The sequence below is a fragment of the Ornithinimicrobium carbonis genome, from assembly GCF_050703245.1.
Classification (GTDB): Bacteria; Actinomycetota; Actinomycetes; order Actinomycetales; family Dermatophilaceae; genus Ornithinicoccus.
In genome coordinates this window covers 1,902,498-1,922,602 of the sequence record NZ_CP192647.1, presented here as the reverse complement: position 1 = coordinate 1,922,602, position 20,105 = coordinate 1,902,498, and the positions used below count along the sequence as shown (strand labels likewise).

The following is a 20,105-nucleotide window of genomic DNA, read 5'->3' as shown; positions in this document are numbered from 1 at the left end:
CTCAGGGAGCGCCGCCGCGGGCCACGAGCTCGCGGGCCAGCTGACGGTAGGCCTCCGCGCCCGAGTGGGTGCTGGCGTAGGAGGTGATCGGCTCGGCCGCCAGCGTGGCGTCGGGGAACTTCACGGTGCGGCTGATGACGGTGTGGAAGACGGTGTCCTGGAAGTGGTCGACGACGCTGCGGACGACCTCGCGGGAGTGCAGCGTGCGGCCGTCGTACATCGTGGCCAGGATGCCGTCGACCTCCAGCCGGGGGTTGAGCCGGTCGGTGATCTTCTCGATGGTCTCGATGAGCAGGGCAACGCCTCGCATGGCGAAGAACTCGCACTCCAGGGGGATGACGACCCCGTGCGCCGCCGTGAGGGCGTTGACCGTGAGCAGCCCCAGCGAGGGCTGGCAGTCGATGAGGACGACGTCGTAGTCGTCCACGACCGGCCGCAGCACGCGCGCCAGGATCTGCTCGCGCGCCACCTCGCCGACGAGCTGGACCTCGGCCGCCGACAGGTCGATGTTGGCCGGCAGCAGGTCGACGTCGGGCACGTGGGTGGACTGGATGACGTCGCGCACGTCGTGCCCGCGCTCGACCAGGAGGTTGTAGACGGTCACGTCCAGGTCGTGGGTGCGCACGCCGAGACCGACGGACAGCGCTCCCTGGGGGTCGAAGTCGACGAGGAGGACCCGGCGGCCGTACTCGGCCAGCGCGGCACCCAGGTTGATGGTCGTCGTGGTCTTGCCGACGCCGCCCTTCTGGTTGCACATCGCGATGATCCGGGCCGGGCCGTGATCGGCCAGAGGGGGTGGGACCGGGAAGTCCGGCAGGGGTCGCCCGGTGGGACCGTCCTGCCCCACCCCCGTGGACTCGGTCCCGGGCAGGCGGTCGTAGGTGGCGTGTGCCTCGCGGTTCACGGTGTGTGGTCTCCAGCCTCGCTCGCTTCGGGTCGGCTCCCGCCGATCATGCCCGACCCTAACGGAGCGGGCGACCCGGGTATGGCGCGGTGAACCTCGACCTGAGGTCGAGACTCGGGGGTCAGGGGCCGACGACGGGGGCCCGCGCCCGGGGGTGCGCCTGGGCGTAGACCTCGCGCAGGCGCTGGGTGGAGACGTGCGTGTAGATCTGGGTGGTCGTCACCGACGCGTGACCGAGGAGCTCCTGGACGACCCGGACGTCGGCTCCTCCGTCGAGCAGGTGGGTGGCGAAAGAGTGGCGCAGCGTGTGCGGGCTGACCGTCGAGCTCAGGCCGGCCCGCTCGGCGGCGCCCTTGATCGCGGTCCACGCCGACTGGCGCGACAGGCGGCCACCGCGGACGTTGACGAACACGGCGGGGGTCCCCCGTCCGGTCCGCACCAGCTCGGGCCGGCCACGGACCAGCCAGGCGTCCAGGGCTGCCCGGGCGTGCCGGCCCATCGGGACGACGCGCTCCTTGCGGCCCTTGCCGAAGAGCCGCACCACCCCCCCGGTGCCGTCCTCGGTCCGGCCCAGCTCCAGGTCGTCCAGGTCGAGGGCGATCGCCTCGCTGACCCGGGCCCCGCAGCCGTAGAGGACCTCCAGCAGGGCGCGGTCGCGCAGCGCCGACGGCGTGTCCCCCACGGCCGCCGCCTGGAGCAGCCGTTCCACCTGGTCGAGGGGCAGCGCCGTCGGCAGCCGTCGCGGCGGGGTGGGCGGCGACACCTCCCGGGCCGGGTCGTCGGGGCTCTCCCCCTCCAGCGCCAGGAAGGTGTGCAGGCCCCGGACGGCGACCACCGCGCGGGCGGCCGAGGTGGCCGCCAGCGGGGCGTGCTCCTCGTCCCCCGCCCGCAGGTGGGCGAGGAACTCGGTGACGTGCCGCTCCCGCACCTCGGCGGGCGAGGTGACCTCCTGGGCGGCGAGGAAGTCGAGGTAGCGGCCCAGGTCCCGCCGGTAGGCGCGCAGCGTGTGCTCCGAGCGGCCCCGCTCCACCCGCAGGTGGTCCAGCCACCCGTCGGCCGCGAGCCTCAGGGCCGTCGCGTTCACGGCTGCTCACCGGGCCCCGGCCGCCGCCGGGCCCGCTTGACGGAGGCGCGGTGCTCCTTGCCCCGCAGCCGGCGCTCGACGGACCCCCGGGTGGGCCGGGTCGGTCGGCGGCGGCGCGCGGGGGCCGCGGTCGCCTCCCGGAGCAGCTGGGCGAGCCGGCGCCGGGCCTCCCGGCGGTTGTCCAGCTGACGCCGGTGCTCGGAGGCGACGACGGTCAGGACGCCGTCGACGAGGCGGGCGCCCAGCCGGGAGACCGCCCGGTCGCGCAGGTCGGGCGGCAGCGAGGGGCTGGCGGCGACGTCGAGGCACAGCTCCACCCTCGAGTCGGTCGTGTTCACGCCCTGCCCGCCCGGCCCCGAGGAGCGGCTGAAGCGTTCGACCAGCTCGGCGGCGGGCACGACGACCCGGTCGGAGACGACCAGGTCGGCGGTCACGTCCGGACGGGGGCTCACCGGTCCACTCTGCCACGCCCGCCCGGGCGTCCCGCCCGGTCCGGCCGACCGGGCCTCCCGTCCGGGCCTCCCGCCCGGTCCGGCCGACCGCCGGGTCGGTGCCGACCCGGCACGGTGGGTGCCGACGGGTGAGACTGTGCCCATGCGCCTCTACGCCGACGCCCCCGCCCGCCGCGCCCGGCAGGTGGGCGCCGACCTCTTCGTCCTGGGCTGGGTGCTCGCCTGGGTCCTGGTGGGCCGGTGGGTCTTCGACCTCGTGATGACCCTGGCCCGGCCGGCGGTCCCGCTGCGCAGCGCGGGCACCGGGCTGAGCGACCGGATGGAGGACGTCGCCGGACGGATCGGGGAGGTTCCGCTGCTCGGTGACCGCCTGGACGCCCCGTTCATCGGTGCCGCCGCCGTCGGGGACGACCTGGTGAGCGCCGGCGACCAGCTCGAGGCCTCGGTCCGCACGGTGGCCTGGGTGGTCTCCCTGCTCAGCGCCGGGACCCCGGTGCTGCTCGTCGTCCTGGCCTGGGGGCTGCTGCGGCTGGTCTGGGTGCGGCGGGCGGCCTCCCTGGGCCGCGAGGTCTCCGACCCGGAGTCCCAACAGCTGCTCGCGCTGCGTGCCCTGGTCCGTCAGCCCCCCCGCCGCCTCCAGCAGCTCCACCCCGACCCGGTGGCGGCCTTCCGCTCCGGTGACCCCGACGTGCTCCGCGGGCTGGCCGACCTCGAGCTGTCCGAGCTGGGGCTGCGCACGCGGCCCTGACGGCCCCCGCGGGCTCTCAGCCGTGGCGTCGGCGCAGGACGTCCTCCACGTCGGCGAGCGACAGGTCCCGGGAGCGCAGCAGCACCAGCAGGTGGTAGAGCAGGTCGGCGGACTCCCCCAGCAGCGCCTCGTCGTCCTGGGCCACCGCGGCGAGCGCCGTCTCCACGCCCTCCTCCCCCACCTTCTGGGCGATGCGGCGCACGCCCCCGGCGAACAGCCGGGTGGTGTAGGACCCCTCCGGCAGCTCCTGGTGGCGCTGGGCGACGACCTCGTCGAGCACGGGCAGGAAGGGCCGGGGTGCCTGCGCACGGGCGCCGTCGAAGCAGGTCCGGTCCCCCGTGTGGCAGGTCGGCCCGGCCGGCACGGCGGAGATCAGCAGGGTGTCCCGGTCGCAGTCGACGTCGACGGCCACGACCTGCAGCGTGTTGCCGCTGGTCTCCCCCTTCGTCCACGGTCCGCCCCGGCTGCGGCTGCGGAAGGTCGCCAGTCCCGTCCGCAGCGTGGTCTCCACGGCCTGGGCGTCGAGGAAGCCGACCATGAGCACCTCGCGGGTGTCCACGTCCTGGACCACCCCGGGCACCAGGCCCCCGGCCTTGGCGAAGTCGAGGTCCTCCACCCTGAGGCCGGCACCCAGACGCAGGGGCTGCCCGGGCTGCCCGGGCTGCCCCGCTGCCCCCTCCCCGGTGCTCACGCCGCCGCCTCCGGGGCGCGCACCTCGACACCGGCCGCGGCCAGGGTCGTCTTCAGCTGCGGGATCGGCAGCGAGCCGTCGTGGAAGACGGTGGCGGCCAGGGCGCCGTCGACGTCGGCCTCCCGGAACACCTCCACGAAGTGCTCGGCCGTCCCCGCACCGCCGCTGGCCACGAGGGGCACCCCGCAGACCGCCCGGACCGCGGAGAGCTGCTCCACGTCATACCCCGAGCGCACCCCGTCCGAGCCCATGCAGTGAGAGCACGACCTCCCCGGCCCCGAGCTCCTGCATCCGGCGCACCCAGTCCAGGGTGCCCACGGGTAGGGCGCGGGTCGCCTCGGGGTCGCCGGTGAACTGCCGGATCCGCCAGGTGCCGTCCTTGTCGCGCAGGCTGTCCACGCCGACGACGACGCACTGGACGCCGAACGCCCCGGCCAGCTCCGAGACCAGCTCGGGCCGCTGCGTGGCCGGCGTGTTGACCGAGATCTTGTCCGCCCCGGCGTGGAGCACCGCCCGGGCCGTGTCCACCGAGCGGATGCCGCCGGCGACGCAGAAGGGGATGTCGATGGCTCGGGCGACCCGGCGCACCCACTCCACGTCGACGCCGCGTCCCTGGGGGCTGGCGGTGATGTCGTAGAAGACGAGCTCGTCGGCGCCCTCCTCGGCGTAGCGGGTGGCCAGCTCGACGATGTCGCCCATGTCCCGGTGGTCGCGGAAGCGGGTGCCCTTGACGACGCGGCCGTCGCGCACGTCGAGGCAGGGGATGATGCGGCGGGCCAGCGTGGTGCTCACAGGCCCTCCTCGGCGATCGCGTCGCCCACGGTGAGGCGTCCCTCGAGGAGGGCCTTGCCCAGGATGATCCCGGCCGTGCCGGTGCGCCGGGCGGCCCGGACGTCGTCCACGTTGCGGGCGCCGCCGGAGGCCTGCACCTGCAGGTGGGGGGCCGAGCGGGTGAGCATCGTGTAGAGGTGGAAGTTGGGCCCCGAGAGCGTCCCGTCCCGGCCGATGTCGGTGCAGAGCACGTGCCGCAGGCCCGAGCCGTCGTAGCGGTGCAGGCAGGTGATGAGGTCCTGCTCCCCGACCGAGGTCCAGCCCGCCACGGGCAGGACCCAGCGGCCGTCGTCGGAGGTGCGGGTGTCGAGCGCGACGGTCAGCTGCTCGGGCCCGAAGCGGTCGAGCCAGCCCGAGACCGTCTCCGGCTCGCGCACGGCCAGCGACCCGACGACGACGCGGGTGGCCCCCGCGTCCAGCAGTCGCTGCACGTCCTCGGCGCTGCGCACCCCGCCACCGGTCTGCACCATCAGGCCGGTGGTGTCCACGATCCGGGTCAGCGTCTCCCCCAGCGTGTAGTCCCCCGCCCGGGCGGCGTCCAGGTCGACGAGGTGCAGCCAGCGCGCGCCGCCCCGGGCGTAGTTCTCGGCGACGGCCACCGGGTCGTCGGTGTAGCGGGTCTCCTGGTCGTAGTCGCCGCGCAGGAGCCGCACCACGGCACCGCCGCGGACGTCGATCGCCGGGTAGACGGTGAACGGGCGGGCGGTGGTCACAGCGGTCTCACTCCGGACGTCGTCGGTGGGGTCGGTCGTCATCGGTCGATCTCCAGCAGGAAGTTTCGCAGAAGGCGGGCCCCGACCCGACCCGAACGCTCCGGGTGGAACTGGGCGCCCCAGCGCAAGCCGGCGCGCACCACCGCCGAGAAGGTGGTCCCGTGGGTCGTGGAGGCCAGGGTCGAGGGGCCGACGGGGGCGGCGAAGGAGTGCACGAAGTAGGCCCGCTCCCCCGGGTCGATCCCGGCCAGGAGCGGGTCCTGCACGAGGTCGTCGAGGCGGTTCCAGCCCATGTGCGGCACCCGCACGCCCGGCGCGGCCGGGATGGGCACGACCTCGCCCGGGACCAGCCCGAGGGTGGTGGTGCCGCCGTCCTCGGCGGAGCGGTCGAAGAGCAGCTGCATCCCGAGGCAGACGCCCAGCAGGGGTGCCTGCACCTGGCGGAGCACATCCTCCAGGCCCGACCCGCGCAGCCGGGCCATCCCGGCCCCCGCCGCGCCCACCCCGGGCAGGACCACGCGGTCGGCCGCCAGGATCTCGGCGGGGTCGGCGGTCAGGCGGGGCGCGGCCCCCAGCCGCTCGAGCGCGTAGCTGACCGAGCCGATGTTCGTGCCGCCGCCGTCGACGAGGGCCACCCGCAGGGGCGGGCTCACAGGACGCCCTTGGTGGAGGGCAGCTCGGTGGCGTCGCCCTGGCGGGCGATGGCCATCCGCAGGGCGCGGGCCACGGCCTTGAAACCGACCTCGACCTGGTGGTGGGTGTTGGTGCCGAGCACGCTCAGGTGCAGCGTGCAGCGCGTGGCGTCGGCGAAGGAGCGCCAGAAGTGCTCGACCATCTCGGTGGGGAACTCCCCCACGTGGGACCGGTCGAAGGAGCCCTCGTAGAGGAAGAACGGCCGGCCCGACAGGTCGATCGAGGCGCTGGCCCGCGCCTCGTCCATGGGCAGGGTGAAGCCGTAGCGGCCGATCCCCCGCTTGTCGCCCAGGGCCGTGCGGACCGCCTCGCCGACGGCCAGCGCCACGTCCTCGATCGTGTGGTGGTCGTCGATGTGCAGGTCGCCGTCGCAGCGGACGGTCATCGAGAAGCCGCCGTGCTTGGCCAGCTGGTCGAGCATGTGGTCGAAGAAGCCGAGGCCGGTCCGCGCGTCGGCGCCCCCCGGCCGGTCGAGGTCGACGTCGACGCTGATCCGCGTCTCGGCGGTGTTCCGGTCCACGTGCGCCGTCCGCGGCCGGTCGGCCAGGGCGTGGGCGATGTCCGCCCACGTCGTGGTCGGGGTCCCCTCGGGGGTGGCCACCGAGGGCAGCAGGTAGGTGGGGATGCCCAGGTTCTCTCCGAACTGCCGGTCGGTGTCCCGGTCGCCCACCATGACGCTGCGGCCCCAGTCCACGCCCGTGTCCTTGAGCAGGTGGACCACCATGCCGATGCCCGGCTTGCGGGTCCAGGGCGCGTCCGGCCCGGCCGGGTGCGGGTCGACGAGGACCTCGCGGAAGCGCACGCCCTGGCTGGTGAGGATCTGCATGAGCAGCCCGTGGGCGGCCTCGAAGCTCTCCTGCGGGAAGGCCTCGGTGCCCAGGCCGTCCTGGTTGCTGACCATGACCAGGTCGTAGCCGGCGTCCTGGATGCGCAGCAGCGCCGGGATCACGCCCTCCACCAGACGCAGCTTGGCCAGGTCGTCGACCTGGAAGTCGTCCGGCTCGGCGATGATCGTCCCGTCGCGGTCGACGAGGCAGAGGGGGCGGGCGGTGCTCATGCGGTGGTCTCCCTGAGGGCGGTGTCGAGGGCGGTCATCTCGTCGGCGGTGCCGACGGTGATCCGCAGGGCGTCGTGCAGGCCGGGCTGGTGCCGCAGGTCGCGGACCACGATCCCGGCCGAGGCGAGAGTATGGAGCAGCGCACCGGGGTCGTCGGAGCGGACGAGGAGGAAGTTGGCGTCGGTGGCGTAGACCGCGCGGACGCCCGGGACCTCGCGCAGCCGCCGGACCACGACGTCGCGCAGCCGCAGGGTCTGCAGCACCCGCCGGCGGGTGGCCTCCAGGGCGGCCGGGGCCAGCGCCTCCAGGCCGAGCCGGGCCACGGGCACCGGCACCGGGTAGGGCGCCTGCACCCGGCGCAGGACGGTGGCCAGGTCGGGGTGGGCCAGCCCGATGCCGATCCGCGCCCCGGCCAGGCCGTGCGCCTTGGACAGGGTGCGCAGCACGACCAGGGTGGGGTGCTCCTCCAGCAGGGCGACGGCGGAGCGCTGCTCGGCGTACTCCCCGTAGGCCTCGTCGACCACGACGACGGCCCGGTCGGCGACCGCCTCGACGAGGGCGGCGAGGTCGCGAAGCGGGACGACGGTCCCGGTCGGGTTCCCCGGCGAGGCCACGAAGACGATCCGCGCCCCGGTCTCCCGGGCCCGGGTCGCCAGCGCCCCGGTGTCGACGGTGAAGCGCGCCCCGTCGTCGACCTGGGGCACCTCGTGGACCGGCACCCCGTGGAGGCGGGCCGAGACGGCATACATCCCGAAGGTGGGCGGGGCGACGACGACGCCGTCGCCGCCGGGGCGGCACAGCGTGCGCACCAGCAGCTCGATGATCTCGTCGCTTCCCCGGCCGACGACGACCCGTCCGGGCGTCGTGGCCCACAGGTCGGCGAACGCCTCGACCAGCGCCGGGGGCTGGGGGTCGGGGTAGCGGCGGTTGGCACCCTCGGGGTCGGCGCTGCTGGCCTCACCGGACTCGTTGGCGTTCAACCAGATCGAGGCGGGCACCCCTGGTGCGCTGGTCCGTGCGGAGGAGTAGCCGGCGAAGTCGCGCAGGTCCTCCCGGACGAGGTGGGCGGGGAACGGGGCGGTGCCCTCGGAGCCGTCGCTCACGGTGCCGCCCCCGCTCCGGTGAGGCGCGCGAGCCGCCGCGTGACGGCCCGCTGGTGGGCGTAGAGCTGCTCGGCCTCCGAGAGGGTCACCGCGCACGGGCCCACCGCGGCCAGGCCCTGCGGGGTGGCCCGCTGCACGGTCATGGCGATCTGGAAGGAGGCGACGTTCACCCCGCCGGTGAACCGGGCGGCGCCGGCGGTGGGGAGCACGTGGTTGGTCCCCGAGCAGTAGTCGCCCAGCGTCTCGGGGGTGTGGTCGCCCAGGAAGACCGACCCCGCCCGGTCGACCCGGTCCACCCAGGCGTCCGCGTCGCGCAGGGCCAGGATGAGGTGCTCGGGCGCGTAGTCGTTGGACACCTCCAGGGCGGTGTCCAGGTCGGGGGTCACGATCAGGCGGCTGGCCGCGAGCGCCTTGCGGGCCACGTCGGCCCGGGGCAGCGTCTCCACCTGGCGCTCGACCTCGGCCGCCACCCGGGCGGCCAGGTCGGCGTCGTCGGTGAGCAGCACGACCTGGCTGTCCGGCCCGTGCTCGGCCTGGCTCAGCAGGTCCGCGGCCACGAACTCCGCGTCGGCCCCCGCGTCGGCGATGACCAGGACCTCCGAGGGGCCGGCCGGCAGGTCGATGCCGGGCCCGCCCTCGGCGGTGCTGACCTGGCGCTTGGCCTCGGTCACCCAGGCGTTGCCGGGGCCGAAGATCTTGTCGACCCGCGGCACGGACTCCGTCCCGTAGGCCAGGGCGGCCACCGCCTGGGCACCTCCCACGAGGAAGACCCGGGTGATGCCGCACTCGGCGGCGGCCGCGAGCACGGCCGGGTCGGCGGTGCCGTCGGGACGGGGCGGGGTGCACAGCACGACCTCGGGCAGCCGGCCAGCTGCGCCGGCACGCCGAGCATGAGGGCGGTCGAGGGCAGGGGGGCGGACCCGGCGGGCACGTAGAGCCCGACCCGACGCACGGGGCGCACCACCCGGCGGCACTCCACCCCGGGTGCGGTCTCCACGGCATACCCCTGCTGCATGCCCGCCTCGTGGAAGACGCGGATGCGCCCGGCGGCCTCCGAGATCGCCTCCCGCAGAACGGGGTCGAGGCCGGCGACGGCGGCGTCCCGGTCGGCGACGGAGACCTCCGGCTCGGCGACGTCGGCCCCGTCGAGGCGGGCGGTCAGCGCGCGCACGGCGGCGTCGCCGCCGGTGCGCACCTGCGCCAGGATGTCGGCGACCCCGGCCGTGACCTCGGCCCCGGCGGCGGCCGTGCCGCGGCGCAGGGCCTCCTCGCGGGCGGCCGCGTCGAGCGCGGACCAGGTGAGCACGTTCATGCCAGCATCCCCTCCACGGGCAGGACCATGAGGTTGTGCGCGCCCGCGCGCTTGAGGTCCTCGAGCTTGGACCACGGCACGGGCCCGTGCACGAGCACCTGGACGGCGACCTCGTCACGGCCGTCCACCTGGGTGACCGTCGGCTCGTGCCCGGTCGGCAGGAGGGGGCGCAGCTCCTCGAGGGAGGCACGGGCCACCCGCAGCAGGAGGAGACGGGACTCCTTGAGCTGCACCGCCCCGTCGATGCGGCGCAGCAGCAGGTCGGCGATCTCCTGACGGCCGTCGTCGAGGGTGGCCGAGGGTCCGGCGATGACCGCCTCGGAGTGCAGGATCGTGGTCACCGGACGCAGCTGGTTGGCCCGCAGGGTGCCGCCGCTGGAGACCAGGTCGCACACGACGTCGGCCTGGCCGAGGCGCGGGGCGATCTCGACCGAGCCGTTGAGCACGACGGGTTCGGCGTCGACGCCCTGCTCCTCCAGCCAGTGGGCCAGGGTCCGCGGGTAGGAGGTGGCGATCCGCAGCCCCTCCAGCTGCGCGGGGCCGGTCCACTCCTGCTCCTCCTCGATGGCCACGTCCAGGCGGCAGGCCCCCCAGCCCAGCTGGCGCCACTCGGTGAGGTCGGCCGGACGCCCGTGCGCCGCGCGCTCCAGGCGGTGCTCGACGAGGACGTTGCGGCCCACGATCCCCAGGTCGCAGACGCCGTCGGCGATCAGCCCCGGGATGTCGTCGTCGCGGACCAGGAGCAGGTCGACCGGCAGGGACTCGCCGTAGCAGAACAGCTTGTCCCGGCTCTCGCGCCAGGTGAGCCCGCACGAGGCCAGCAGGTCGCGGGCCGGCTCGCCGAGGCGGCCGGACTTCTGGATGGCCACGCGCAGACGTTCGCGTGGCTGGGCGGGCGGGGTCATGAGGGCCTTCTCGAGGAGCAGGGGCACGGGCAGGGGTATGACGTGGGGCAGGCGGGTGGGCGCGGCCGGCTCAGGCGGTGGAGGCCGCCCGCGGATGCTCGTCCCCGGCGGGCCGGCCCGCGGCCGGACGGTGCTGCAGCGCGGCGCGGTAGCCGCCGGCGCCGGCCTCCAGGCAGCGCGCGATCCGGCCCACGGTGGTCACGCTCACCCCGGTGGCCTCGTGGGCCTGCCGGTAGGACAGGCCCTGGGCGAGCAGGGGGACGACCGACCAGCGGTCGGCCAGCGCCTCGATCTCAGCAGGGGTGCACAGGTCCTGCAGGAACGCGTCCACCAGCGCAGGGTCCTGCAGGGCGGCCAGCACGGAGGTCAGGTCGGCACGGGTGCGCGAGGCACGCGTGGTGTCCCCCGGGCGCTGCTTCATCCGTGCTCCTGCCGTGCGGGTCGTGAGGTGGTGGGTAGGTGGTGGGTGCTGGGCCGCGTCGTGGTCCGACTGCTGTACCAGCGTGCTAGTACGCTAACACACCTTTCCGTGCCGTCCGGACCCACTGCCTACACTCCTTCATCGTGACCCCTCGCGCCGGCCTTGCCGCCACCCTGCCGCTGCTGCTCCTGCTCGCGGGCGGCTGCGCCGCCGACCCGGACGACGGCTCGGACGCCGCGGACGGGGCCGCCCCCGCCAGCGGGGTGACCCTGGACTGCGCCGATCCTCCGCCCCCGCCGGAGGACGTCACCGCCTTTCCCCAGGACGACCTGCCCGACCCGTGGGCCGGGGCCGAGGAGGTCACCGCGACGATCAGGACGACCTGCGGCGACCTCGTCGTCGACCTGGCCGCCGGGGCGGCTCCGCAGACGGTCGCCTCGTTCGCCTTCCTGGCCGAGCAGGGCTGGTGGGAGGACAGCCCCTGCCACCGGGTGACGACCTCGGGCATCTTCGTGCTCCAGTGCGGCGACCCGACGGGCACGGGTCGGGGCAACCCGGGCTACGGCTACGGCGTCGAGAACGCTCCGGACGACGGGCGCTACCCGCCCGGCACGCTGGCGATGGCCCGCACCCAGGACCCGGACAGCAACGGCGGCCAGTTCTTCATCGTCTACCAGGAGACCCAGCTGCCCACCCAGGGCGGCGGTTACACCGTCTTCGGCCAGGTCACGGAGGGGTTGGAGATCGTCGAGGCGGTGGCCGCCGAGGGCGCCGAGGGCGGTGCCGCCGACGGCGCACCGGCCCGGCCGGTGAGCATCCTGGAGGTCGAGGTCCGCGAGGGCGGCTGAACGCCCGCCGTCCAGGTCCGCGCGGTCAGACCAGCGGCTGGGCCAGCTCGACCCGCAGGGCCGAGACCACCTCGTCCCGGGCGACGGTGAACTGGTCCTGGCGACGCAGGTCCTTGAGGGTCACCGTGCCGTCGGCCACCTCCTGGGGACCCAGGATGGCCACGAACCGGATGCCGGCGCGGTCGGCATACCGCAGCTGCTTGCCCAGCTTGCCCCCGTCGAGCACGGCCTCGGTGTTGATCCCGCCGTGGCGCAGCTGGGAGGCCAGCGCGAGCTGGTCGTCGAGGAGGGCGGCCTCCACCTGCGGGACGAGCACCTGGACGGTGGACTCCCCTGCGGACGCCTCGACCAGGCCCGCCTCGCGCAGCTGCAGAACAGGCGGGACAGGCCGATCGAGATGCCGACCCCGGGCAGCCGGGAGCGGGTGTACTGCCCGGCCAGGTTGTCGTAGCGCCCGCCGGAGCAGATCGACCCGATCTGCGGGTGCTCGTCCAGCGTCGTCTCGTAGACGGTGCCGGTGTAGTAGTCCAGCCCGCGGGCGATGGAGAAGTTGAGCCGGTAGTCGCTCTCGGGGACCCCCAGCGCCCGCACGAGCGTGAGCACCTCGCGCAGCTCGGCGACCCCCTCGGCGAGCGCGCTGCTGCCCCCGGAGGCCGACTCGACGGCGGCCAGGTGGGCGAGGGCGTCGTCGTGCCCCTCGGAGCGCACCTGGACGAAGGCCAGGACCTGCTCGACCACGTCGGCCGGGAGGTCGAACCCCTCTCCCGTCAGGGTGGTGCGCAGGTGTTCCTCCCCGCGCTTGTCGAGCTTGTCGACCTCCCGGAGCACCGCGGCCTGCTGCTCGGCGTCGGTGATGCCGAGGTCCTCGTAGAAGCCGCGCAGCAGCTTGCGGTTGTTGATCTGGATGGTGAAGGGCCCGATCGCCAGGTCGGTGAAGATCGCGTGGATGACGGCGGGGCACTCGGCGTCGTGGCGCACGGACAGCTCGTCCTTGCCGACGACGTCGACGTCGCACTGGTAGAACTCGCGGAACCGTCCGCGCTGGGGCCGCTCCCCCCGGTAGACCCGCTGCATCTGGTAGCGCCGGAAGGGGAAGGTCAGCTGGTGCTCGTGCTCGGCGACGTAGCGCGCCAGCGGCACCGTCAGGTCGAAGCGCAGGGCGAGCTCGGGGTATGCCGCGTCCTCGCCGCCGGCGGCGTCGCGCGCCTTCTCCAGGGCGCCGGTGGACTGGACGAAGTAGACCTGCCGTTCGGTCTCCCCGCCGGTCTTGGTCAGCAGCACGTCGGAGCGCTCGAACACCGGGGTCTCGATCGGCAGGAACCCGAACCGCTCGTAGCCGGCGCGGATGGCCTCCAGCATCCGCTGGAAAGGCGACCTGCTCGCCGGGGAGCAGCTCGAGGACTCCGGAGGGGGTGCGGGGCGTGATCACGCCGCGAGTCTAGATGTTCTGCAGGAAGGGGTTGGTCGTGCGTTCCCGGGCCATGGTCGTCGCCGGTCCGTGCCCGGGCAGGACCAGCGTGGAGTCCGGCAGGGGCAGGACGCGGTCCCGCAGGGAGCGCTGCATCGCGGCCGGGTCGCCGCCCGGCAGGTCGGTGCGACCGATCGACCCGGCGAAGAGCACGTCGCCGGACAGCACGGTGCGGTCCAGGTCGTCCGCCGGGACGGCGGCGGGCAGCTCGCCCAGGCCGAAGATCACCGATCCCTCGGTGTGCCCCGGCGCGTGGCTCACGCTCACCCGCAGCCCGGCCAGCTCCAGGACCTGCTCGTCGAGCAGGTCCACGACCTGCTCCGGCTCCTGCCAGCGGGCCCGGGTGCCGAACTGCTGTTCCAGCGCCGCGACCAGTCCCGGTCCCAGGCTCGAGAGCGGATCGGTGAGCCGGTAGCGGTCCTCGGTGTGGATGTGCGCGGCGACGGTGCCGCCGCAGACCGGCGTCACGGCATACACGTGGTCCAGGTGCCCGTGCGTCAGCAGCACGGCGGCCGGGCGCAGGCGGTGCTCGCGCAGGACCTCCTGGACGCGACCCTCCACCCCGATCCCGGGATCGACGACGACGCACTCCTCCCCCTCGGCGGGGGCGAGCACGTAGCAGTTGGTCCCGAAGGCGTCGGCGACGATGCTGCGGACGAACACGTCCCCGAGCCTAGCCGGGAGGACGTGCGCCGGCCCAGTGGCACGGAGACCGTGGGCGCGTCGGACGAGGCAGGTAGGGTCGGGGTCGAACTGTCAGTCGAGCCGGCCCCGATGGCCGCGCCCGCGGTCGAGAGAGGCCACCACCGTGTCCGAGCAGCCCGTCCAGCCCGACGCCGCCCAGCCAGAGATGGAAGCGCCCGCGGAGCAGCCGATCCAGCCCGGGGCAGACGCGCCCGCGGAGCAGGCCGCCCAGCCGGAGTCGGACACGCCCGCGGAGCAGCCCGCCCAGCCGGAGGAGGACACGCCCGCGGAGCAGCCCGCCCAGCCGGAGGAGGACACGCCCGCGGAGCAGCCGATCCAGTCCGGGGCGGAGACGCCCGCGGAGCAGCCGATCCAGTCCGGGGCGGAGACGCCCGGGGAGGAGGTGGCTTCCGTCGAGCCGGAGCCGGCCACCGCCGCCCACTCCGAGCCGGAGTCCGAGACCGCCACCTCGGAGAACGCGTCCGAGGAGGCACCCGCAGAGCCCGAGCCCGAGCCCGAGCCAGGGAGCGCCACTGCTGAACCCGTCTCCGAGCCGGAGGGCACCTCCACGGCGTCAGAGCCGGAGAGCGAGCCGGCGACCGACGCGACCGAGGCCGGGTCCGACGAGGCACCGCCGGCGGATCCCGCAGAGTCACCGCAGCCCGCCCGGCCCGCCTCCCCCACGCCTACGCCCACGCCGGCCATGTTCGCGGCCCGCAGGCCCGCGGTGCCGCGCCCCCCGGCAGGCGCCGAGTCCTCCTCCTCGCCGACCACCGCGTCCCCCGCGCCGCCGGCCGAGGAGCCGACGCCGCCGAGCGACTCGGTGCGCCACGGACGGGTCGACGAGGACGGGACGGTCCACGTCCGGCTGGCCGACGGGTCCGAGCGGGCCGTGGGGTCCTACCCCGGGGCCAGCCCCGAGGAGGCGCTGGCCTACTTCGCCCGCAAGTACGACGAGCTGGGGGCGGCCGCGGACCTCCTGGCCCAGCGGCTGGCCCACACCGACGTCTCCGCGCACGACGCCCGCCAGTCCCTGGCCCACCTCAAGGAGCAGATCGGTGAGGCCCACGTCGTGGGCGACCTGGCCGCCCTCGAGGCGACCGTGGCCGGACTGGAGGAGACCGTCGCCGAGCGGTCGGCCGTCGAGGCCAGGGCACGGGCGGAGGCCAAGGCACGGGCGACGACGGAGCGTGAGGCGCTCGTCCTCGAGGCGGAGACCCTCGCGGCGACCGAGCCGGCCAAGGTGCAGTGGAAGCAGGCCAGCAACCGCATCCGCGACCTGCTCGACGAGTGGAAGGCCCACCAGCGCTCCGGACCGAGGCTGGACAAGGACGTCGAGAACGCCCTGTGGAAGCGCTTCAGCCACGCCCGCACGGCGTTCGACAAGATGCGCAAGACCTGGTTCGCCCAGCTGGACGAGGAGCACGGCCAGGCCAAGTCGGCCAAGGTGAAGCTGGTCGCCGAGGCCGAGGCCCTGTCCACGAGCACCGACTGGGGAGCCACGGCCGGCGCCTTCAAACGCCTCATGCAGGAGTGGAAGCGGGCCGGACGCGCCTCCCGCTCCGACGACGACGCCCTGTGGGCCCGTTTCAAGGCGGCCCAGGACGCCTTCTTCGACGCCAAGGACCAGGTCGTGGCGGCCGAGGAGGCGGAGTTCTCCGAGAACCTCAAGGTCAAGGAGGAGCTCCTGCGGGAGGCCGAGGCGCTGCCGGTGGACACCGAGCACCTGGACGGCACCAAGGCGGCCCTGCGGCGCATCCAGGACCGCTGGGAGGCCGCGGGCAAGGTGCCGCGGGCGGACGTGCGCCGGGTCGAGGGACGGCTGCGGGCCGTGGAGCAGAAGGTGCGTGACGTCGAGGACACGCAGTGGCAGCGCACAGACCCGGAGCTGGCCGCCCGCGCGCAGTCCATGGTCGACCAGCTCGAGCGCGGGGTCCAGGGACTGGAGTCCGACCTCGCCGCCGCGCAGGCCGCCGGGGACGAGAAGCGGATCGCCCGGCTGACCTCGGAGCTGGAGACCAAGCGCACCTGGTTGGAGTCCGCCCGGGGCGGTCTGTCCTGATGGCGGCCGCGGACCTGGCCGCGCAGGTCACCCAGGTCGCCGAGGGGCTGTGCGCCTACCTGGACGCCTCACCCTCGCCGTTCCACGCGGTCGACACCGCGGCGGCCTTGCTGAGGGCGCAGGGTTTCACCGAGGTGGCCGAGACCGACGCCACCCCGCCCGGGCCGGGCAGCTACGTGGTCCGCCGGGGCGGCTCGCTCCTGGCCTGGTCCACGGCCCACCTGGACGGCGCCGCCCGGACCGCGTCGACCCCGTTCCGGATCGTCGGCGCCCACACCGACTCCCCCAAACCTGCGGGTCAAGCCCCGCCCCGACTGGGCCCGGGCCGGCTGGCAGCTGCTCGGGGTCGAGGTCTACGGCGGCGCGCTGACCAACTCCTGGCTGGACCGCGACCTGGGTCTCTCCGGACGGGTCGCCGTCCGGGACGCCGGGGCACCCGGTGGGGTCGGTCACCGGCTCTTCCGCACCGATGACCCGGTGCTGCGGGTCTCCCAGCTGGCCATCCACCTGGACCGCACGGTCCGCAGCGAGGGCCTGCAGCTCAACGACCAGCAGCACCTGGCCCCGCACTGGGGCCTGGGTGCCGGCCCCCGCTCGTTCCGCGCCTGGCTGGCCGACCTCGTCGGCACCGCGCCGGACGACCTGCTGGCCTACGACGCGATGACCCACGACCTGACCCCCGCCCGCCGGACCGGTACTGAGGGGGAACTCATCGCCTCGGGGCGGCTGGACAACCTGGCCACCAGCTACGCCGCGGTCCGCGCGATCCTGCAGGCCGTCGGCGAGCCGTCCGCCGACCCGACCGTGCCGATGATCGTCCTGTTCGACCACGAGGAGGTCGGCAGCACGTCCGAGCGCGGCGCCCAGTCGACCTTCCTGCCGGCCTGGCTGGAGCGGGTCGTCCTGGCCGCGGGGGGCACCCGGGAGGACCTGTGGCGCTCCCTCGCCGGCACGGTCGTCGCCTCGGGCGACATGGCTCACGCGACCCACCCCAACTACGCCGACCGGCACGAGCCGGAGCACCCGATCCTCATGAACGGCGGGCCGGTGCTGAAGGTCAACGCCAACCTGCGCTACGCCACCGACTCCCTGGGGGCGGCGGCCTTCGCGCTGGCCTGCGAGCAGGCCGGGGTGCCCATGCAGACCTTCGTCACCCGCTCCGACCTGCCCTGCGGCTCGACCGTGGGCCCGACGACCTCCGCCCTGACGGGTGCCACCACCGTGGACTTCGGCGCCCCGGTGCTCTCGATGCACTCGGCCCGGGAGATCTGCGGAACGCTGGACCAGGCGGGGTATGCCGCCGCGCTGGCGGCCTTCCTCGCACCAGCCTGAGCACCCGGCCAGCTCCCTGCACCTCGCGACCGCGCCGTCCGGCCGGTCTGCAGCCTTGCCGCGGGGGAGCCACCGACTCCCAACGAAGCCCAGAGATACCAGACACCCAGCGACGGCACGGCCGCCCAGACGCCCAGAGACCCGGAGGCCCAGAGACCCGGAGGCCCAGAAACCCGGAGGCCCAGAGGCCCAGAGACCCGGAGGCCCGGAGGCCCGGAGGCCCGGAGGCCCGGACGATCGTTGCGGCGTGTCGCGTGTTGCGAGAGCCGCGCCAGGGACCCCGACACGCCGCAGCGGCGGCGCACGGTGCACGACACGCCGTAGCCTCGTCGCCACCACCGGCCCGCGCCCACCGGCCCGCGCCCACCGGCCGGCGCCACCACCGGCCCGCGCCCACCGGCCGGCGCCCCCGCTCGGGCCGACGCCCCGGAGGCCGGCTTCTCTGCCGGTCAGCCAGGAGAGCCAGGAGAGTCAGGCCGAGCGGCCGCGCCGGTGCGGGTCGGTGCTCGTCGTGCCGGTGATCCGGTAGGCGTCCAGCACCCCGGGCACCCGGCGAACGGCCCGGATGACCGACTCCAGGTGGGAGGGGTCGGCCATCTCGAAGGAGAACTTGCTCAGCGCCACCCGGTCGCGGCCGGTCTGCACCGACGCCGAGAGGATGTTGACGTGCTGGTCGGAGAGCACCCGGGTGACGTCGGAGAGCAGCCGGGACCGGTCCAGCGCCTCCACCTGCAGGTTGACCAGGAACAGGCTGCTGGCCGACGGGGCCCACGCCACCGGGATGATCCGCTCGGGGTGCTGCTGCAGCTGCTGGGCGTTGGTGCAGTCGGTCCGGTGCACCGACACCCCCCGGCCGTGGGTCACGAACCCCATGATCGGGTCGCCGGGCACGGGGGTGCAGCACTTGGCCAGCTTGACCCACACGTCGTTGGTGCCCACGACCGTCACCCCGGGGTCGGTGTGCGCCACCCGGCCCCGCCGCGGTCGGGTGGCCTCGGCCAGGTCCTCCTCGGTGCCGTCCTCGCCGCCCAGCGTGGCGGTGAGCTGCTTGACGACGTGCTGGGCCGAGACGTGTTTCTCCCCCACGGCGGCGTAGAGGCCCTCGATGTCCTTGTAGCCCAGGTCGCCGGCCACGGCCGACAGCGTGTCGTGCGACATCAGCCGCTGGAGCGGGGCGTTCTGCTTGCGCAGCACCTTGGCGATCTGGTCGCGGCCGGACTCGACCATCTCCTCGCGCCGCTCGCGGGTGAACCACTGCCGGATCTTGTTGCGGGCCCGGGCGCTCTTGACGAAGCTGAGCCAGTCCCGGCTCGGCCCGGCCTCCTGGGCCTTGCTCGTGATGATCTCGACGACGTCGCCGTTGGACAGCTCGGAGTCCAGCGGGACCAGCTTGCCGTTGACCCGCCCGCCCACGCAGCGGTGGCCCACCTCGGTGTGCACGGCGTAGGCGAAGTCGACGGGCGTGGCCCCGGCCGGCAGCGCCATGACGTCGCCGCCAGGCGTGAAGACGTAGACCTCGGCCGCGCCGATCTCGAAGCGCAGGGAGTCGAGGAACTCCCCCGGGTCGGAGGTCTCCCGCTGCCACTCCAGCAGCTGGCGCAGCCACTGCATACCCTCCAGGGCCCCGGGGGCACCGTCCTGGCCGGCGACGGCGCGCGTCCCGTCCGGGGACTGCTCCTTGTACTTCCAGTGGGCGGCCACGCCGTACTCCGCGCGGCGGTGCATCTGGTGGGTGCGGATCTGGATCTCCACCGGCTTGCCCTCGGGGCCGATGACCGTGGTGTGCAGCGACTGGTACATGTTGAACTTGGGCATCGCGATGTAGTCCTTGAACCGCCCCGGCACCGGGTTCCACCGGTTGTGCAGCGCCCCGAGCACCGCGTAGCAGTCCTGGATGGAGTCCACGAGCACGCGCACGCCGAGCAGGTCGTAGATCTTGTCGAAGTCGTGCCCCCGCACGATCATCTTCTGGTAGACCGAGTAGTAGTGCTTGGGGCGCCCGGTGATCGTGGCCCGGATCTTGCTGGCCCGCAGCTCCTCGTTGATCTCCTGCCGGATCGTGGCGAGCAGCTCCTCGCGCGCCGGTGCCCGCTCGGCCACCATCCGCACGATCTCGTCGTAGACCTTGGGGTAGAGCTGGGCGAAGGCCAGGTCCTCCAGCTCCCACTTGATCGTGTTCATCCCCAGCCGGTGCGCCAGCGGGGCGTAGATCTCCAGGGTCTCGGCGGCCTTGCGGGCGGCCGACTCCGGCGACACGTAGCGCCACGTGCGCGCGTTGTGCACCCGGTCGGCCAGCTTGATGACCAGCACCCGGATGTCCTTGCCATGGCCACGACCATCTTGCGCACGGTCTCGGACTGCGCGGCCTCGCCGTAGGTGACCTTGTCCAGCTTGGTGACGCCGTCGACCATCATCGCGATCTCGTCGCCGAAGTCGGTGCGCAGCTGGTCCAGGGAGTATGCCGTGTCCTCCACCGTGTCGTGCAGGAGCGCCGCGGCGATCGTGGAGGGGGTCATCCCCAGCTCGGCCAGGATCGTGGCCACCGCGAGGGGGTGGGTGATGTAGGCGTCGCCGCTCTTGCGCCGCTGCCCGCGGTGGGCCTCCTCGGCCACCGCGTAGGCCCGCTGGATGAGCGAGAGGTCCGCCTTGGGGTGGGTCGCCCGGACCGAGCGCAGCAGCGGCTCGACGGCCGGGTTGGCGCTGGCGGTGCGCACCCCTCCCAGGCGGGCCCAGCGCGGGCGCAGGCCTCCCCCGGCCCTGGCGGGCGGGTGGGGCGGGGCGGCGCCGTCGGTCATGT

The 20,105-nt window shown here is 74.4% G+C and carries 18 protein-coding genes and 4 pseudogenes; 5 read left to right on the top strand and 17 right to left on the bottom strand.

Features of this window, described 5'->3' with window-relative positions; translation table 11 throughout:
- Window position 1: 1 nt before the first annotated feature.
- The 3 genes from ACQ95T_RS09610 to arfB form a co-directional block, all read right to left on the bottom strand.
- On the bottom strand, window positions 2-904 hold the full coding sequence (locus ACQ95T_RS09610) for a ParA family protein (RefSeq protein ID WP_425942637.1): 903 nt from the start codon (window positions 902-904) through the stop codon (window positions 2-4).
- A gap of 121 nt (window positions 905-1,025) precedes the next feature.
- A complete protein-coding gene (gene xerD, locus ACQ95T_RS09605; protein ID WP_425942638.1) occupies window positions 1,026-1,988 on the bottom strand; it encodes a site-specific tyrosine recombinase XerD in 963 nt (320 codons plus the stop codon).
- Window positions 1,985-2,440, bottom strand: a complete 456-nt coding sequence (gene arfB / locus ACQ95T_RS09600) for an alternative ribosome rescue aminoacyl-tRNA hydrolase ArfB (RefSeq protein WP_425942639.1) — start codon at window positions 2,438-2,440, stop codon at window positions 1,985-1,987. The genes xerD and arfB overlap by 4 nt, the downstream gene beginning before the upstream one ends.
- Before the next feature lie 142 nt (window positions 2,441-2,582).
- Here arfB and ACQ95T_RS09595 point away from each other — a divergent pair, with 142 nt between their 5' ends.
- Window positions 2,583-3,188, top strand: coding sequence for a hypothetical protein (locus ACQ95T_RS09595; RefSeq protein WP_425942640.1), 606 nt, complete (start codon window positions 2,583-2,585; stop codon window positions 3,186-3,188).
- Window positions 3,189-3,204: 16 nt separating this feature from the next.
- Here ACQ95T_RS09595 and hisIE read toward each other — a convergent pair whose 3' ends face one another.
- From hisIE to ACQ95T_RS09545, 10 genes and pseudogenes are all read right to left on the bottom strand, one after another.
- Window positions 3,205-3,879, bottom strand: coding sequence for a bifunctional phosphoribosyl-AMP cyclohydrolase/phosphoribosyl-ATP diphosphatase HisIE (gene hisIE / locus ACQ95T_RS09590; protein ID WP_425942641.1), 675 nt, complete (start codon window positions 3,877-3,879; stop codon window positions 3,205-3,207).
- The gene (locus tag ACQ95T_RS09585) at window positions 3,876-4,130 is read right to left on the bottom strand and encodes a HisA/HisF-related TIM barrel protein (RefSeq protein WP_431472868.1); all 255 of its coding nucleotides are present in this window, start codon (window positions 4,128-4,130) and stop codon (window positions 3,876-3,878) included. The genes hisIE and ACQ95T_RS09585 overlap by 4 nt, the downstream gene beginning before the upstream one ends.
- Window positions 4,099-4,671: an imidazole glycerol phosphate synthase subunit HisF gene (gene hisF, locus ACQ95T_RS09580; RefSeq protein WP_431472867.1), complete on the bottom strand. Its 573-nt coding sequence runs from the start codon at window positions 4,669-4,671 to the stop codon at window positions 4,099-4,101. Before hisF ends, ACQ95T_RS09585 begins: the two co-directional genes overlap by 32 nt.
- Window positions 4,668-5,465 carry a 1-(5-phosphoribosyl)-5-[(5-phosphoribosylamino)methylideneamino]imidazole-4-carboxamide isomerase gene (hisA, locus tag ACQ95T_RS09575; RefSeq protein WP_425942643.1) on the bottom strand — a complete coding sequence of 266 codons (798 nt, stop codon included), beginning with the start codon at window positions 5,463-5,465 and terminating at the stop codon, window positions 4,668-4,670. The genes hisF and hisA overlap by 4 nt, the downstream gene beginning before the upstream one ends.
- Window positions 5,462-6,076, bottom strand: a complete 615-nt coding sequence (gene hisH / locus ACQ95T_RS09570; RefSeq protein ID WP_425942644.1) for an imidazole glycerol phosphate synthase subunit HisH — start codon at window positions 6,074-6,076, stop codon at window positions 5,462-5,464. The genes hisA and hisH overlap by 4 nt, the downstream gene beginning before the upstream one ends.
- On the bottom strand, window positions 6,073-7,173 hold the full coding sequence (hisB, locus tag ACQ95T_RS09565) for a bifunctional histidinol-phosphatase/imidazoleglycerol-phosphate dehydratase HisB (RefSeq protein ID WP_425942645.1): 1,101 nt from the start codon (window positions 7,171-7,173) through the stop codon (window positions 6,073-6,075). The genes hisH and hisB overlap by 4 nt, the downstream gene beginning before the upstream one ends.
- On the bottom strand, window positions 7,170-8,276 hold the full coding sequence (gene hisC, locus ACQ95T_RS09560; protein ID WP_425942646.1) for a histidinol-phosphate transaminase: 1,107 nt from the start codon (window positions 8,274-8,276) through the stop codon (window positions 7,170-7,172). The genes hisB and hisC overlap by 4 nt, the downstream gene beginning before the upstream one ends.
- Window positions 8,273-9,588: pseudogene (gene hisD, locus ACQ95T_RS09555) on the bottom strand (histidinol dehydrogenase). Before hisD ends, hisC begins: the two are co-directional and overlap by 4 nt.
- Entirely contained in the window at window positions 9,585-10,520 is a 936-nt protein-coding gene (gene hisG, locus ACQ95T_RS09550; protein WP_431473794.1) for an ATP phosphoribosyltransferase, read from the bottom strand. Before hisG ends, hisD begins: the two are co-directional and overlap by 4 nt.
- Before the next feature lie 43 nt (window positions 10,521-10,563).
- Window positions 10,564-10,914: a YerC/YecD family TrpR-related protein gene (locus ACQ95T_RS09545; RefSeq protein ID WP_425942649.1), complete on the bottom strand. Its 351-nt coding sequence runs from the start codon at window positions 10,912-10,914 to the stop codon at window positions 10,564-10,566.
- A 143-nt stretch (window positions 10,915-11,057) separates the two neighbouring features.
- Between ACQ95T_RS09545 and ACQ95T_RS09540 the strand changes: the two genes are divergently transcribed.
- A complete protein-coding gene (locus tag ACQ95T_RS09540; protein ID WP_425942650.1) occupies window positions 11,058-11,762 on the top strand; it encodes a peptidylprolyl isomerase in 705 nt (234 codons plus the stop codon).
- Window positions 11,763-11,787: 25 nt separating this feature from the next.
- Here ACQ95T_RS09540 and ACQ95T_RS09535 read toward each other — a convergent pair whose 3' ends face one another.
- The 3 genes and pseudogenes from ACQ95T_RS09535 to ACQ95T_RS09525 all read right to left on the bottom strand — a co-directional run bounded on the left by ACQ95T_RS09535 (window position 11,788) and on the right by ACQ95T_RS09525 (window position 13,893).
- Window positions 11,788-12,063, bottom strand: coding sequence for a His/Gly/Thr/Pro-type tRNA ligase C-terminal domain-containing protein (locus ACQ95T_RS09535; protein ID WP_431473793.1), 276 nt, complete (start codon window positions 12,061-12,063; stop codon window positions 11,788-11,790).
- 116 nt (window positions 12,064-12,179) lie between these two features.
- Window positions 12,180-13,121: pseudogene (locus tag ACQ95T_RS09530) on the bottom strand (histidine--tRNA ligase); the annotation flags it as partial.
- A 79-nt stretch (window positions 13,122-13,200) separates the two neighbouring features.
- The gene (locus tag ACQ95T_RS09525) at window positions 13,201-13,893 is read right to left on the bottom strand and encodes an MBL fold metallo-hydrolase (protein ID WP_425942652.1); all 693 of its coding nucleotides are present in this window, start codon (window positions 13,891-13,893) and stop codon (window positions 13,201-13,203) included.
- A gap of 145 nt (window positions 13,894-14,038) precedes the next feature.
- On the opposite strand from ACQ95T_RS09525, the gene ACQ95T_RS09520 reads away from it, so the two are divergent.
- The 3 genes and pseudogenes from ACQ95T_RS09520 to ACQ95T_RS09510 all read left to right on the top strand — a co-directional run bounded on the left by ACQ95T_RS09520 (window position 14,039) and on the right by ACQ95T_RS09510 (window position 17,308).
- A complete protein-coding gene (locus ACQ95T_RS09520) occupies window positions 14,039-15,976 on the top strand; it encodes a DUF349 domain-containing protein (protein ID WP_425942653.1) in 1,938 nt (645 codons plus the stop codon).
- Window positions 15,976-16,206, top strand: a pseudogene (locus tag ACQ95T_RS09515) (M18 family aminopeptidase); the annotation flags it as partial. The gene ACQ95T_RS09520 and the pseudogene ACQ95T_RS09515, both read left to right, overlap by 1 nt.
- A 61-nt stretch (window positions 16,207-16,267) precedes the next feature.
- On the top strand, window positions 16,268-17,308 hold the full coding sequence (locus ACQ95T_RS09510) for a M18 family aminopeptidase (protein WP_431473814.1): 1,041 nt from the start codon (window positions 16,268-16,270) through the stop codon (window positions 17,306-17,308).
- A gap of 471 nt (window positions 17,309-17,779) precedes the next feature.
- Here the strand turns inward: ACQ95T_RS09510 and ACQ95T_RS09505 are convergent.
- Window positions 17,780-20,103: pseudogene (locus ACQ95T_RS09505) on the bottom strand (RelA/SpoT family protein).
- Between the last annotated feature and the right edge of the window lie 2 nt (window positions 20,104-20,105).

Coding starts and splice junctions, on each gene's coding strand:
- ACQ95T_RS09595 (WP_425942640.1), top strand. CDS start 2,583: ATGCGCCTCTACGCCGACGCCCCCGCCCGCCGCGCCCGGCAGGTGGGC.
- ACQ95T_RS09585 (WP_431472868.1), bottom strand. CDS start 4,130: ATGGGCTCGGACGGGGTGCGCTCGGGGTATGACGTGGAGCAGCTCTCC.
- hisA (WP_425942643.1), bottom strand. CDS start 5,465: ATGACGACCGACCCCACCGACGACGTCCGGAGTGAGACCGCTGTGACC.
- hisB (WP_425942645.1), bottom strand. CDS start 7,173: ATGAGCACCGCCCGCCCCCTCTGCCTCGTCGACCGCGACGGGACGATC.
- ACQ95T_RS09545 (WP_425942649.1), bottom strand. CDS start 10,914: ATGAAGCAGCGCCCGGGGGACACCACGCGTGCCTCGCGCACCCGTGCC.